Here is a 14,955-nt window from a genome sequence, read left to right on the forward strand (position 1 = left end):
GATAAACTGTGTGCATGATACGGATCAAACCCGCCACGTCACGCACAGATTACGCCTGAATCCGGTAAATTGCGTGTATTGAAGATGAACAAGGCACCGAAAAACTGTATTAATCGCCGAAGCGCGGCGGGTTACGGTCGAGTTAGACCGCAATCACCGGCGGCGCGCTGCTTGGGTTGAGCGTGCGATTTTCTGGAAACGGCTGGAGCGGCAGCGGCTCGTCGTGATCGAGAAATTCGCGGCAGATGGCGAAAAAATCCGCCCGCGTATGGCAGCGGCGAATCTGATGGAGAAATTGTCCCGTCGGTTCGACTCCGGCTCCGATGAAGTTCATGTATTTCTTCATCTTCTGCACCTGCGACGCCTCACGAATCGCCGGTTCGCAGACGGCTTCGTAAAGCGCCTCGATGTAGCCGAGCACGTCGCGTCCGGTCGGCAGAAACATCGGATCGCCTGCCAGCAGTTCGCGCACCTGGCGGAAGATCCACGGGTTGCGGATCGCGCCGCGTCCTAACATCGAACCGCGAGCGCCCGTTTGCCGCCAGACTTCCAGAGCGCGAGCGGCGGTGCTGATGTTTCCATTGGCCAACACGGGGCATTTCATCACCTCGGCGGCGTGCTGGATAAAGTCGTAACGCACCTCGCTCCAATACATTTCCTTCACCGTCCGCCCGTGGACGGTGAGAAGGTCGAGCGAGTGTTTTGCCAATATGGGCAGGAGTTTTTCAAACGTGTCAGAGGTATCAAACCCGACTCTCGTTTTCACTGTGAAACGCACCGTGATCACCTCGCGTAGCGCACTGAGAATCGCGTCCACCTGAGCCAAGTCGCGCAGCAATCCGCCGCCCGCGCACTTCCGATAAACCACCGGCGCGGGACAGCCGAGATTGAGGTCGACGGCGACGATGGGAAGCTCCTGGAGGAGCCGCGCATTTTTCACCAGCGACGGAATGTCGTTGCCAATCATCTGCGCAATCACCGGACGCCCCGTCGGATTTTCCGTGATGGAGCGCTTGATGTAGGACTCCAGATGCGAGACCGGATGCACGCGAAAATATTCCGTGTAGTAAACGTCTGCGCCGCCGTAGTGCGCCATCAATTTCCAGAACGGCAGGTCGGTGACATCCTGCATCGGGGCCAGCGCCAGCACGGGAGTCGGGCCCGTTCTGGCGAATATTTCTGCGGCGTTCATCAATGGCTAGAATGCCACGCCGAAGCTGAAATGAAAAGCGCCGCCGGACTCGCCCGGACGCGGGTCGGGATTGATCCCGTAGTCGAGCCGAAGGGGACCCACCGGAAGGTTGTAGCGAATGCCGACTCCCACACCGTAACGGAAGTCGGATGTGGAAAAGAAACTGCCATCGGCGGGCACATTTCCCGCATCAATAAAGGCCGCGCCCTTGATGTCGCCAAAGATGGGATATTGAAATTCTGCGTTGAGTATGGTCCGACCCAAACCGCCAAGCGGATAGGTGTTTAGGTAGAGCGGACCCAGCTGTCGTTCGTCGAAGCTTCTAACAGTCGTGCCGCCGCCGTTGAAGTAACGCTCGTCGATGGGCACATCGTTCACATCACTCGAAGTCATGTAGGCCGCCGTGCGTCCGCCGAGTGCGAGCAATCCCTTGCCAATGGGCAGGTAGTAGGAGACGCGCAACGACGCCCGCAATCCGCTGCCACCGCTGCTGATTTGCTCGTAAGCCAGTGAGGCGTCTGTAACCCAGCCCTCGCCGGGAGCGAGCGGGTTATTTCGGAAATCCAAGGTGCCGCTGATGCCCAATGTTAGTGTCTGATAATCGAGCGGTCCTAACAATAGCGGGTCATCTATTTCCAAGGGACTCGCCTGCGAGGTTTTCAACTCGGCGAAGAGAGCGCCCTTGAGATTTTTTGTGAACTTCCGGTTGAGCTCGCCGCGCACGCCGAGATCGAAAATGGAGTAGCCGTCGTTGTCGATGGAACGCGAAAAAATCCGCAGCCGCAGCTCGTTGCCGCGCGTGATAAACCACGGATCAACATACTCGATCCTGCCCGTCAAACCGCGCTGCGACATTTCAATGGAAGTCAAAAGCGGACGTCCGTAACCCAAGAGATTGCGGTCCTGAAAAGTCGCCCCGACAAACCCGCCTTCGTAGGTCGCAAAACCCGCATAGACGCCGAACTCTTTCGCCGGATTTTCCTTCACGTCGATGTCGAGCCGGATCTGGTTTCCATCAATCGGCACCTCTTTCAAACGGAACTCCGAGAACAATCCGGTCGAGACCATTTCGCGATAGATCTCATTCATCTTCTCCGGCTCGTAAGTCTGACCGGCGAGCGAGGAAAAACGCTTCGGAATAAAGTCCGGTTTCAGCCGTTCGGTGCCGCGCACACTCACGCCGTCGAAGATAAAACGGTAGCCCGTGTTCACCACCAGCTTGAGATCGACCAGTCCGTGCTCCTTGTCGAAAATGACATCCGTGAGCGCGACCTCCGCCTTGAAGTAGCCCTCGGACTTCAATTCAAATTGGATTTCGCTCTGCATCGAATCCATTCGCAAATCGGTCGCTGGAGCCTTCAAAATGTCCGCGAGTTTGAGTCGAATCCTAGCTTCGAGTTCCGGCGACGCGCCGACGATGTCGATACGGCGAAACCAATATTGCAAGCCTTCCACGACACTCACGCCGAGATTCGCGACGGACAGATCCGCGCTGTAGCCCACGGGCCAGGGCTCCACCTTCGCATCGAGATAACCCTCGGAATGATAGAAGGATTCGAGCCGCGAAATGCCCGTTTCGATGTCCTGCTCGACATAGGGAAGCACCTTCAGAAACTTCGAGAAACGCTCGCGGGTCGTGCCCAGCAAAAAGTCATTCAGCGTCATGTTAGGATAATGATCATTCCCTTGGTAGGTGATCGGCCCGACATTGGTTAGCGGCCCCTCAACGATATTCAACTCGAGCGTGCGCCCGTCGTTGGTGATCTTCCAATCCACCATCGCAAAACCGTAGCCGTGGCGGCGATAGTACACCTCCACGTAGAAGGCCACGTCATCGGCTCGCGGCGGAGTGAGGCCGCGCGCCTCGATGCCGGAAATAATCTCGCCCGCAGCGGTGCGCAGATCCTCCTCCTGCACGCCCTTGATGCCGGAAAACCTAACATCGACATGGACATTCTGGCGCGGCTCGGCCACCGGCGGCGCTTGGGAAAATTCCTGGTTGGCCGCCGTGGCGTCAGCCTTCGTCGCCTGCGCGATAACGATGTGACTCGACTGCAAAACCGCTAGTACTGTGACGAGTAGTTTCTTCATTTGAAACGCAGAAGATAACGGACCTGGCCACGCACGCCGCCGGTGATGTCCAGATCGGCGAGCACCTGCCAGTGGTCGGTGAGCCGGAGGCGCGCGGTGGCGGATTCGCGTCCTGTTTTTGGATCGACATTGCCGACTTGCACGTCGATGCGATCACTCAGCGGACTCTGCTCGAAGCTCTGCTTTCGCTTGAAGATTTTGTTGTAGTATTTCTGGATGAACAGCGACCCGGCGCGTCCTGCCAGCAATTGCGGATTTTCCTGAATCTCAGTCTGCGTCACACCCGTGGCGAGCAATGTTAGAATGTCCTCCTGGGTAAGCGGCGGCTGACTGAGAAAAAGCGTCTGCGGCTTGGCGGCATCGCCCCAGATGTAGGCGTCGATGGTGTAGTCGCGCACCACGGATTTGCCGCGCAGATCGAGCACGGGACTAAGCGGCGGCAGGTCTTTGCTGAAATAGATATTGCCGTATTCGATGTCGAGCCGGCTGAAGGGCAGAGACGCGCGCAGCTTCGCGATGACCACGTTTCCATCGAGCGTCGGAGCGAGTCCGGTGCCGGCGAGTTTGAGGTCAATCAGCACCTCGCCATTGGCCAGGTTGCCGGTGACTTTGAAGGCGTCTTCCGTCTTGATCGCGATGTTAAATTTCCAATCGCGCAATGGTGGCGTGGGAAAACTGAGGTTCGGTTTTTTGCCCGCAACCGCCGGAGCCGGGCGACCCGGAAGATTGATCGGCAGCACGTCGATCTCGCGGAAAAACCGGCTGTCGGTGATTGCAATCTTGCCGCCGACTTCGGCTGCATTCAGCGGACCGCGCACGGTTAGATCGAAGTTGGAACGCACGATCACCGAGTCATTTCTAACAAAGAGAATGCTTCGTCCTTGCAAGGCGATGTCGAACGTCGGCTCGGCCGGTTTGGTGAGATTGATCGAACCGCGCGCGGTGAACGGACCGCCGGCCAGATCGCCCTTCACTTGCGAGAGGGTGAGCACATTGTTCTTGAAGTCGAGATTGGCGGTGAGATCACGCACATCCGGCAGGCTGTCGTCTCGGAAAATCAGCGAGCGAACATTCGTCCTCAATCCGCCCAGAAAACGCGGCTTTTCCAGCGTGCCCTCGACCGTGACATCGAGCCCCACCGTGCCGTCAATGCGGTTGATCATTGCCACATACCGCGGCACAATCGCGAGCGAAGTCGGCGGCAGCACGACATGCGCGGCGATGGGCAAGTTAGGACTGATCGAGCCTGTGGAAATGATCGAGGCGAGTTCCAATGGAATGCTGCCCGAGAGCGTGATCGGCTGGAGCGACGGCTCGCGAATGTTGCCCGTGAGGTTCGCGCGCTGGTTGGCGATGGCGACGTTGATCTCGCCGGAAATGGGCTGGACTTGCTTTGCCTTGTCGCTCTGGACGTCCTGCATTTTCAACGCAATCACCGCGTCCAGATTGCGCAGCGAGCCCTTGGCCTTGACGTCGAGACTGACCCGGCCAGTCGCGGGGGGAATCATGCCGATGTCGGTGAAAAGACCGCCGAGCTGCACGTCTTTTCCGACGAGATCGATCGCAATCGGCTCATCGAGCGGGAAACGTTTTTCGCTGTTGGAAATGTTCTCAAAGTCGATTGGCAGCGCGAGACTTCCCGCGAGCCGCAGCTCCTGATTTTGCGTGAGCTTGAGGTTGTCGATCTTCAAGACGCGGTTGAAATAGGAGATCGTGGTGGCCAGATTTCCTTTGCTAGTACTCAGGTCGATTTGCGGAAACTCGGCCTGTGTCGGCGTGTAATATCCGGCGGTGTGGAGTTGGATTCCTTTCACCGAGGCGTAGGCGGCGTCCTTCACATCCAGCGAGAGCCGGCCTTCGTGCTGACGCTTGCTGAGGAGGCCAGTTCCATTCCAATCGAGCTGGATCGTGCCGGCGAGCGGCGTGTCTTTCATCGACTCGCCCATCAGTGGTTTAAACTGCACCAGATCGGCCAGTCGTGTGCTCACCTGGGCGGCGTAATGATCCTTGCTAACCAAGTCAAATTCGCCTGTCGCCTGAATGAAACTCTCGCCCGGCATGTCGAGCAAAAACTGGCTCAAACGCGCCACGCCATTGGCCGCAGACGCGTCGATGGCGAGCGTGCCGAGAGCGACGCCTTTGTGGCCGAGTTCGATGGCCTCGACCTCGAGCCGGCCCTCGAGCTGGGCCGTTGCCCAATGCAAATGTCCGCTGCCTTGGGCGCGTCCGGTGATGATCGGACTGGCGGGATCGACGGAGAATTCGTTGAGCGCGGGGCCCTTGATCTTCAAGGTTAGATCGAGCAGGCCGGGCAGGGGACCGGCGGGTTTTTCTTGAAAGACAAACGTGCCGGTGGTGCGCACGGAATTTTGCCCACGAACGATCTCGACAGACTCGATGTTAGCTTTTTCATTCGTCGATCTCACCACCGCGCCGACGCGGTCGATCTGGTAGCCGCTGATTTTGAGCGCACTCGTGGAAATGTTCGCCACGATGCCGCTGTTTTCCCACCACGGTTTCTCCCAGTCGATAACACTGGAACTCGACTTGGAAAACGTCGCCGTGGCCGTCGCTGAGTCGAGTGTGAGGTTGCTCACGGCGAGCGCAGTTAGGTTCGAATCGAGCTTCGCCTGGATCTGCGACGGCGACGCCTTGACCGTTGCTGTGACGCTGGCCGAACCGGTCGCATCGGGAATGAGCGCGCCAAAATCTGGCAGGTTCGCCGATAGCAAAACATCGGCCAGCAGCGGATGTGCCCTGGTGTTTTTTCCCGGCAACTGCACCGTGCCGCCGAGAGTGACCCATTCCTCGCCCTTTAGCAGCGCGGTCTCGGAAAGCAGGAGATGGCCATTGGTGATCACGCCCTTCACCGCCGCTGTGTCAAAGGCCGTTTTCCCAAACGCGGGTTTGTTAACGTGCAAATTCAGGCCGCCGTTCCAAGTCGCCAAATCGCCAGCCTGACCGTCGATGCGCACGTTGAGCTGATCGAGCACGCCAGCGAGTTGCAGCGTGGGGCTCACAAACGCCGCGACCTGCGGGAGATCGATCTGACTGCCGGCGACAGCGAGCGTCATGTTGCCCGTGGTGTCCATGTTAGTCAGGGAAAAATCGGCCGACAACGTGCCGCCAAAAGTCTGTGCTGCGAGCTGCGCGGTGAGTTGCTGCTCGCCCAGTTTCGAGGCGTTGACCTGCAACCGCGTGATGGCGAGATTGTCCAGAATGACTAGGTTCTCCAGAATCAGATCGCGGTTGTGATAAGACGTCTGGCCGTGGAGATGATCGAAGGTGCGATAGGCGGGAATCGCAAGATGATCGATGCTCACGACGCCCGCCTGATCGGGCAGGAGGGTGAGGTTGGCGTTGTCGAGAGCGAGCAGGCCGGTGGGCGTTTCGACTTTCACTCGAATGCCCCGAATATCGACGAGCCGTGGGAAGGGAATGGCAAACGAGCCGCTCTTTTTCTTCGGCTTCGGTGGTGACGGTTTCGTGGCGTCGAGCTCCAGGTCGAGATCGTGCACCTCGACGCTTTCGATGAAGTTGGGCAGACCCTTTGTGAGCCCGTCCCAAGGATGATAACGCAGGGCCAGCCGGTCGAGTGTGAGCTTTTTCAGCGGTCCCGGCTCCAGCACGCGGACTTTGACTTTGGACAATTCGAGTGAGGTAAATATCGTCCCATCGAGTTGGTAGGCGATCTGCATGTGGCCGGATTTTTCCGCCATGCCGACGCCCCAATTTACGAGTCCGAAGATGATCACCCGATGAAAGACGGCGAGCAGCAGAATCAGCACGCCCAGCGTTCCCAAGATCCGACGAAGCCAGCACCTCCGCGGTTTTTTTAGGGGAATCGTCGGGGCGTTTTCATCCATGTCAGAGTCGTATCAGGGTTAAAAGGAGTCAGGGCGGAATTATTTTTCTCGGCGTAAATCGGCTTTGATAGCTATTTTGGCGGTATGCGAATCAGCCGTCCGGGGAGAATAACCGCGCCAATATGGTAAAAGCAAATGCCTCTGGCAATCCTTCCGCTCTCATTCGACTCTGGCGGCTAGTCAGCACCTCGATGCTGCGCTACAACGAGATCGACGGCGAGCAGCGCGCGGCATCGTTTGCCTATTACGCGTTTTTCTCGCTCTTCCCGCTGATTGTTCTTTTGGTGACGACCGTCGGCGGCAGCCTGCTGAAAGATCAGGCCACGGCTTCGCGCACCGTCACCGACATGTTGCAGCAATACATCCCGCTCTCGCCGGTGGATCAACTCGCTATCGTGAAAACGGTGGACGGCTTCATTGCTGGCCGTGGCTCCGCTGGAGTGGTCGCCTTCGTCACACTGGCCTGGAGCTCGCTGCGTTTTTTCCAAGCCCTCACTCGCGGGGTGAATCGCGCCTGGGGCACGAAGGAATATTCCTGGTGGCATCTCCCGATCAAGAACCTCGGCATGGTCGCGCTCTTCGCCAGCGGCATGGTGCTCGGCGGGATTTTGCCGACCGTGCTCACCGTCGTCCGGCGTTTCACTCCCCAGAAAATCTGGGTCATCCCCATCTTCTTCGACATCGCCTTGTCCGCCGTGCCATTCGTCATTCTCTTCTACGTCATCCTGCTTTTTTACAAATACGCGCCGCGCACCCAAGTCTCGATCCGCGATGCCGTGCTCCCTGCGCTGAGCATCGCCGTCATGCTGAAAATCGTGCAATATTTCTTCGGCATCTACCTGCGCAGCTACAGCAATTTCAACATCATCTACGGCACCTTTGCGGGCGTGATGGCCCTCATGCTCTGGATTTACATCACCGGCTCATTGCTCATCTTCGGTGGCTGCCTCTGTGCCGTGCGCAAGGAAATGAAAGTCGCCGCCGGAGTCAGCCGCCGCCGGAAAAACTAACGATACATCCGCCGGGCGAAAACCCTGCGAACTAGGGTCGTATTTATGATCACAATGCTACTCGTTTACCTTGCCATCATGGGTCTTTTCATCGGGGCATGGTCCCGGGGATTGCCCGACCGGCGCCAGTAGGGAAAAAAAGTTTTTACCGGGCTGAAGTTAGGCCCGTCCTGTGCTCTAATAGTGCGCATGACTAAGCCCGGGACTCACATGGCCATCAGATTTCTCATCTGCGGCCTGCTCGGCTTCCTTCTCGCCAATGCGACGGCGCAGTTGTCCGTCAATCCCGTGAGCCGCGAGGAGAGCCGCATCTTCTACGAGGCGATCTATCCCGTTTCGGAAAACATCGCCTCCGGTTGGAATGGCGACGTCGCCGTCGGAGACGCCGGGACCACCACCTCCGCCTTCAAAAATGCGGTCTATCTTCGGGTTAACTATTTCCGGGCCATGGCTGGCGTTCCCGGCGGCATCGTGGACAACGCCAGTTTCAGCGCCGGAGCCCAGCAGGCGGCGTTGATGATGTCCTCGAATGGAAAACTCAGTCATACGCCGACCAGCGACTGGATCAATTACTCCTCCGCTGGAGCCACTGCCGCTGGCAAATCCAACATCGCCCTCGGCAACACTGGCAGCGACGCGATCAATGAATACATGGAGGACAGCGGCGCGACCAACACCATGGCTGGCCACCGCCGCTGGATTCTCTACCCGCAATCCACCCGCATGGGTACTGGCGACGTCCCGGCCACCGGCAGTCTTTTCTCCGCCAACGCCCTCTGGGTCCAAGACTCCACGACCTTCAGCCTGTCGCGCCCGACCGTGCGAGATACCTTCGTGGCCTGGCCGCCGAAGGGTTACGTGCCTTACACCGTCATCTATCCGCGCTGGAGCTTTTCCTATCCGGGCGCGAATTTTTCCAGCGCCAGCGTCAGCCTCCAGCGCAATGGAAGTCCTGTCTCAGTGACCAAGGAAACCATCGCCAACGGCTACGGTGAAAACACGTTGGTTTTCATCCCCGGCAACCTCGATCCCGATAACTGGCCCGGTCCCGTTCGCCCGAGCGCCGACACTGCGACCAGCGTCACCATCAGCAACGTCGTCATCGGCGGCACCGCCCGCAGCTTTTCCTACACCGTCACCGCCTTCGATCCACTCAAACCCGGCTCCGGCACCGTCACGCCCGTCATCAGCGGACCGTCCGCCCCCGTCGTTGGAACGGCAAACGCCTACAGCGTCAACGCACTCCCGCTCGCCACCGGTTACCAGTGGAAACGCAGCACCTTCGCCACCTACAACACCGTCACTGGAGCCGAGGCCGACGGCCTGGTCAGACCTACAGGCTACAGCGTCCGCGACAACACCGTCCAGGCATCCGGCTCTTACTCGTATCACCTCGCGCAGCCCGGCTTTGTGACCAGCCAGTTTGTCCTCAACGCCCCCATCGTTCCCGGCAGCGGAGCCGCATTGAACTTCCAAAGCCGCCTCGGCTACGCCACCTCCGACCAAGTCGCCACCGTCCAGGTCTCCCTCGACAACGGCCTGCTCTGGGACACCCTTTGGACGCAACCCGGCACCGGCGGCGCGGGCGAGGGAACCTTCCAATCCCGCACCATCTCCCTCGCCGCCTACTCCGGACGGGAAATCCAGATTCGCTTCCTCTACAATCGCGGACACGGCTCCGCTTACCCTCAGACCAGCGAGGGCGTCGGCTGGTATGTTGATAACATTTCCCTGTCCGGCACGCAGACCCTCGGCGGCAGCACTTTGAGCGGGATCAGCGCCAGCCAGAGCTACAGCTTCACCCCGTCGTCGGCAGGCACCTACGCGTTGCAAGTCCGCCCGCAGGTCTATGGAAACTACCTCCTCGGCTGGAGCGCCATCCGCAGCGTCAGCACCAGCGGCACGCCACCGCCAGTCGTCCAGAACCGCATCGTCCGCCTCAGCGGCTATCTCGCCTTTGGCACCCGCCGGGTCCGCACTCGCAACTACCGCACCCTCACCATCTGGAACGACGGCAACGCGCCACTCACCGTCAGCTCCATCGGCTATCGCAGCGGCTTCAGCGGCGCTTGGTCCGGCGCCATCGCCCCCGGCGGACACCAGAACGTGCGAGTCATCTTTCGCCCCACCTCGCGCCGTTCCTACGTGGGCAACGTCACCGTCCGCTCCGATGCCACGGGCGGCGTCAACATCCTGCGCATCTCCGGTCGCGGACGCTAAATCATGGGCAAAGTGGCCATGCGAGTCTTCTACGACGGACGCGTCCAAGGCGTCGGCTTTCGGGCCACCGTCCGCTGGATCGCCGAGGGATTTGAAATCACCGGCTGGATCAAAAACCTCCCCGACGGTCGCGTCGAACTCCTCGTCCGGGGCGAGTCCCGCGAAGTGCGCGACTTCCTCGCCGCCATCCGCGAAAGCGAACTCGCCAGCCACATTAAATCCGCCCTCGAAGAGCCGACTTCCATAGAAATGGGACAACGCGGCTTCTCCATCACCGCCTAAGTTCTTAAATCCTGTGTGGCTTTCGCGGGAGGCATTTTCCCCGAAAAACTTGCGGCGAGTTGGATAATAATCCGGGACACCGGTGTTGCCGTTGCTACAAAGCTCGTCAGATTTCTCACACTCAGCCATGACGGATCGTATCACCGCAATGCAGAGAAGAACCCGGCGCGGTCATCACCGGGGGCTGAATCCGACCCTGCTCCCAGCCATCCGCCCGCTCGTGTTTTGCCCGATCCCGAGGATACCAACGCGGCGAATACCACGCTGCCAGCGGTGAATGGGTAGATAGAGTATATACTAGGCTCTTTCACTGCTTTTTGCGCACCCACATTGCTATGCAAAAGAGAACGCTCGCCCATACCTAATTTGTGAGAAGACATGCCACACGAAAATGAAGCCCAACGAACGAGATGCTAAGGCAGTTTGGCACAACGGAGCTATCCCGGTGGCTCTCCGGCGTGGCGGGTCTCAGCCTATACGCCTTCGATTGCCGTTCGCTGCAGACAATCGCGAATGGTTGAAAAACGGCCCAAGGAAAAAGGAGCCTGAATGGAATACCGAAAAGAAGTTTTGGGAGCTTCCGTCGTCGCGGTTCAACGAGTTGGTTGAAAGGCTTCTTGAGAGGTTTGGACGTCTTTATATCATTCAGCCATACCGCGAGATGGAGGTTTGTGCCCTGCTTGTATGAATGCAGAAGGATTTGAGTGTCAGTGTTCGTGCATGGGAGCTAACCATGGCTCGGCGAATCATGGTGGTTGGTTTGAGGTAACAGAGACTTTCGCCGTCAAGTATGGTGAGAGCAGGCTGGCTTGCCGGTTACTGACTAAAGCCAAAGAAACCAGCAATACGATAACGTTTTAGATTCGATAGAGCGGTCGCGAAACTCCTGATTCGCCAGTGACGCGGGTCTGGGGAAGGAAACAGAGTTTCCCAGCCAAGTGCGTTCCCCAAACAGGAGTTTGGGAACGAGGGCGAACAAGGCGCACTTGCAGCGGGCGTTGGATATGGCGTCATCACTTCCCTTGCATGAGGCGGGGTTTCTTTCAATAGTGTGGGCCTGTGGAAACCCCCGCTGTTGCTGTTCGCAATCTCACCAAGATTTACCCGATCCCATTTCGGAGGGAGAAGCTCGTGGCGGTGCGTGATCTCACGCTGGAGGTGGCGCCGGGGCAGGTCTATGGATTGCTCGGTCCCAATGGCTCGGGCAAGAGCACGACGCTGAAAATCGTCCTCGGGCTGGTGACTCCGACTCGCGGGACGACGGAGATTTTTGGCCGCGACAGCAGTCTGGTCGAGAGCCGCGAGGAAGTGGGGTTTCTGCCGGAGAATCCCTATTTCTACAAGTATCTCACCGGCGAGGAGGCGATCCGGTTTTATGGAAAAATTTGCGGCTTGAAGCGCGATTATCTGGAAGCGCGCGTGGTGACTTTGCTCGAAATGGTCGGGCTCACCGATGCGCGGCACCGGCGGCTGGGCGGTTACTCGAAGGGGATGTTGCAGCGGATCGGCATCGCGCAGGCGATGGTGCAGGAGCCGCGCCTGCTCGTGCTCGATGAGCCGACGGCGGGTGTCGATCCGGCGGGTTCGCGGGAGATTCGCGACATGATCGTGGGGTTGAAGGCGAGGGGAATCACGGTGCTGCTTTGCTCGCATCTCCTGGCCCAGGTGCAGGAAATCTGCGATCGCGTGGGCATCCTGTCCAAAGGGCTGCTGGTCCGCGAGGGACCGCTGGAGGAACTCATTTCCATTGAAAACCAGACGGAGGTCGTCATTCAGGACGCGTCGCCGGAGTTGCTGAAAAAGATCGAGGCGCTGGTGGCGGAGAACGAAGCTCAAGTCCTCTGGGCGCGCCGCCCGCAAACGACTTTGGAGCGGTTGTTCCTCGAAGAAACGGAGAAGAAATGACGACGACCACACCCAGAAAGCGGAAGTTTTTTTCCTTCTCCCGCGTCCAGGCCATCGCCTGGAACACGCTCACGGAGCTGGTGCGGCTAAAGGTGTTTTATTTCCTCCTCCTCTTCGCGCTGGTGATCATCGGCAGCTCGCTGTTCATGATCCAATTCACCTTCCAGCAGGAGTTTCAGGTGCTGAAAGATGCGTCGCTCGGCGCGATGACGATTTTCACGTCGCTCTTGGCGATTCTGGCGACGGCCAATTTGCTGCCAAAGGACATTGAGGATCGGACGCTCTACACGATTCTGGCGAAACCGGTGCCGCGTTTTGAGTATCTCGTCGGGAAACTGCTCGGGGTCTTTTTGCTCCTGCTGATCTCGGTGATTTGCATGTCACTCGTCTTCGTCGTGGTCCTCTGGCTGCGGCAGACGACGGTGCTCGCGCAGGTGCAGGCGGAGTTTGCGCGCAGTCCCGAGGACTTGGTCGTAAAGGTGCGCGAAGTCCGCGCGGCGGGGCTGACCCCTGCCATTTTCGAAGGCGTGACTTTGATTTATATCAAGGCCTGCCTGCTCGCGTCGCTGACGCTGCTCATCTCGACTTTCGCCTCATCGGCGATCTTCAGCACCATCGTGGCGGTCGTCGTTTATTTTATCGGCCATCTGCAATCAACCGCCCGCGAATACTGGCTGGCCGATAGGAATGTGACTTGGCTCACCCGGGTTTTCACCGCGCTCGTCTCGCTTATTTTCCCCGATTTGCAGTTGTTCAACCTCGTGGACGACATCGTCGCAGGCAATCCGGTGGCGACCGCGCTTTTCCTGAAAACCTGCGGGCTCGGCTGCCTCTACATCCTTTTCTACACGCTGGCGGCGCAGTTCATCTTCGTGAAAAAGGAGCTGTGATGCGGCGGCTCGCGCTCATCGGATTGATCCTCGGCTTCGGCGCGCTGCGGCTGCCATTGGAGTTGCATTTGAATCAGGAGCATCAGGCGGCGCAGTTTCGCACGGCCAAGCTCGATCTTTCCCTCCGCGAACGCATCGGGCAGGCCAATTTCATCGCCGCGCTCAGCGGATTTCGTGCGCCCATAGCGGATATTCTGTGGATTCAGGCGCATACGGCCTGGGAGAAAACCGAATACGGCATCATGGCCCACATTTTCGACAATGTGACCTCGCTCCAGCCGCGGAACTTCTATTTTTGGGACAACGCCGCCTGGCACATGGCTTGGAATGGGAGTGTGTTCGCCTTTGAAAATCCGAAGCAGCCGCGGCTGGCCATTCGGAAAAAAGAGCAGCGCGAATTCTTCGATCTGGGAGAAGATTTTCTCATTCGTGGGATTAAGAACAACCCGGAGAGCTACCAGTTGCATCAAACTTACGCGCTTTTCCTCGAACAAAAGCGGCAGGACGAGTGCGGGGCGTCCGAACAATACCGTTTGGGGGCGAAATTGAAGGATGCACCGGCTTATATGGAGCGCGCGGCGGCGATTCATCTGGCGAGATGCCCCGGAAGTGAGAAGGTGGCATACGATCAGCTACGTAACCTGTGGCAGCGCGGAAAAGACGAACGAAAGCCGACCGTCATCACCCTACTTAAGACGCTTGAAGACCAACTCCACATTCCCGAAGAACAAAGGATTTACAAATCCGCCCGCTAAAAGATAATTCCACGCTCATGCGTTTTGCCATTTTCGGAGATATCCACGCCAACCTCGAAGCCTTGCAGGCGGTGCTCGCTGATGCCCAAAAGCAAAATTGCACGCACTACGTTTGCATGGGCGATGTCGTCGGCTACAACGCCGATCCCCATGCCTGCGTGCAGATTATTCGCGAGTTGGATTGCCCTGTGGTGAAAGGGAATCACGACGAACAGGCCGCCATGGTCGAGGCGCTCGACGGTTTCAACCCGCTGGCCGAGGAAGCCCTCAACTGGACGCGCGAAAACCTCACTCAGGAGGACAAAAACTGGCTCCGCGAAATGCGCATGGTGCGTCAGGTCCGCGATTTCACCATCGTCCACGCCACGCTCGATACGCCGCACAAATGGGGCTACGTCTTCAACCAGCTCGATGCCGCCGCGAGTTTTAGCTACCAGCACACGTCCGTTTGTTTCTTTGGCCACACCCACGCGCCGCGGGTTTACATTCGCGACGGCGCGGTCATCGGTCTGCCGCTCGATAAATTGAAATTCGAGATGGGCAAAAAATATTTCATCAACGTCGGCAGCGTCGGGCAACCGCGCGACGGCGACTGGCGTTCCGCCTACACGATATACGACGCGAATCGGAACTTTATTGAACTTCGCCGAGTCGAGTACGATATCGATCTGGCCCAAGATAAAATCGTCGCCGCCGGACTTCCGCAACGCCTCGCCGACCGTCTGGCCTTGGGAAAATAATCTC

At 58.4% G+C, this 14,955-nt stretch carries 10 protein-coding genes; 7 read left to right on the forward strand and 3 right to left on the reverse strand.

The window, feature by feature from the left end:
* Window positions 1-142: 142 nt before the first annotated feature.
* Genes ABIT76_12710 through ABIT76_12720 form a run of 3 tightly spaced genes read right to left on the reverse strand, consistent with a single transcriptional unit; the run spans window position 143 to window position 7,071 of the window.
* A complete protein-coding gene (locus ABIT76_12710) occupies window positions 143-1,192 on the reverse strand; it encodes a tRNA-dihydrouridine synthase (GenBank protein ID MEO7934009.1) in 1,050 nt (349 codons plus the stop codon).
* Between the two features lie 6 nt (window positions 1,193-1,198).
* Window positions 1,199-3,283: a BamA/TamA family outer membrane protein gene (locus ABIT76_12715; GenBank protein ID MEO7934010.1), complete on the reverse strand. Its 2,085-nt coding sequence runs from the start codon at window positions 3,281-3,283 to the stop codon at window positions 1,199-1,201.
* Window positions 3,280-7,071 carry a translocation/assembly module TamB domain-containing protein gene (locus ABIT76_12720; GenBank protein ID MEO7934011.1) on the reverse strand — a complete coding sequence of 1,264 codons (3,792 nt, stop codon included), beginning with the start codon at window positions 7,069-7,071 and terminating at the stop codon, window positions 3,280-3,282. The genes ABIT76_12715 and ABIT76_12720 overlap by 4 nt, the downstream gene beginning before the upstream one ends.
* Before the next feature lie 200 nt (window positions 7,072-7,271).
* On the opposite strand from ABIT76_12720, the gene ABIT76_12725 reads away from it, so the two are divergent.
* From ABIT76_12725 to ABIT76_12755, 7 genes are all read left to right on the forward strand, one after another.
* Window positions 7,272-8,159, forward strand: a complete 888-nt coding sequence (locus tag ABIT76_12725; GenBank protein MEO7934012.1) for a YihY/virulence factor BrkB family protein — start codon at window positions 7,272-7,274, stop codon at window positions 8,157-8,159.
* A 210-nt stretch (window positions 8,160-8,369) separates the two neighbouring features.
* Entirely contained in the window at window positions 8,370-10,379 is a 2,010-nt protein-coding gene (locus ABIT76_12730) for a CAP domain-containing protein (GenBank protein ID MEO7934013.1), read from the forward strand.
* Window positions 10,380-10,382: 3 nt separating this feature from the next.
* Window positions 10,383-10,661 carry an acylphosphatase gene (locus tag ABIT76_12735; GenBank protein MEO7934014.1) on the forward strand — a complete coding sequence of 93 codons (279 nt, stop codon included), beginning with the start codon at window positions 10,383-10,385 and terminating at the stop codon, window positions 10,659-10,661.
* Between the two features lie 1,059 nt (window positions 10,662-11,720).
* A complete protein-coding gene (locus tag ABIT76_12740) occupies window positions 11,721-12,566 on the forward strand; it encodes an ABC transporter ATP-binding protein (GenBank protein MEO7934015.1) in 846 nt (281 codons plus the stop codon).
* Window positions 12,563-13,456, forward strand: coding sequence for an ABC transporter permease subunit (locus ABIT76_12745; GenBank protein ID MEO7934016.1), 894 nt, complete (start codon window positions 12,563-12,565; stop codon window positions 13,454-13,456). The genes ABIT76_12740 and ABIT76_12745 overlap by 4 nt, the downstream gene beginning before the upstream one ends.
* Window positions 13,453-14,211, forward strand: coding sequence for a hypothetical protein (locus tag ABIT76_12750; protein ID MEO7934017.1), 759 nt, complete (start codon window positions 13,453-13,455; stop codon window positions 14,209-14,211). The genes ABIT76_12745 and ABIT76_12750 overlap by 4 nt, the downstream gene beginning before the upstream one ends.
* A 17-nt stretch (window positions 14,212-14,228) precedes the next feature.
* Entirely contained in the window at window positions 14,229-14,951 is a 723-nt protein-coding gene (locus ABIT76_12755; protein MEO7934018.1) for a metallophosphoesterase family protein, read from the forward strand.
* The last annotated feature ends 4 nt before the right edge of the window (window positions 14,952-14,955 follow it).

This window comes from Chthoniobacterales bacterium (assembly GCA_039930045.1).
Classification (GTDB): domain Bacteria; phylum Verrucomicrobiota; class Verrucomicrobiia; order Chthoniobacterales; family DASVRZ01; genus DASVRZ01.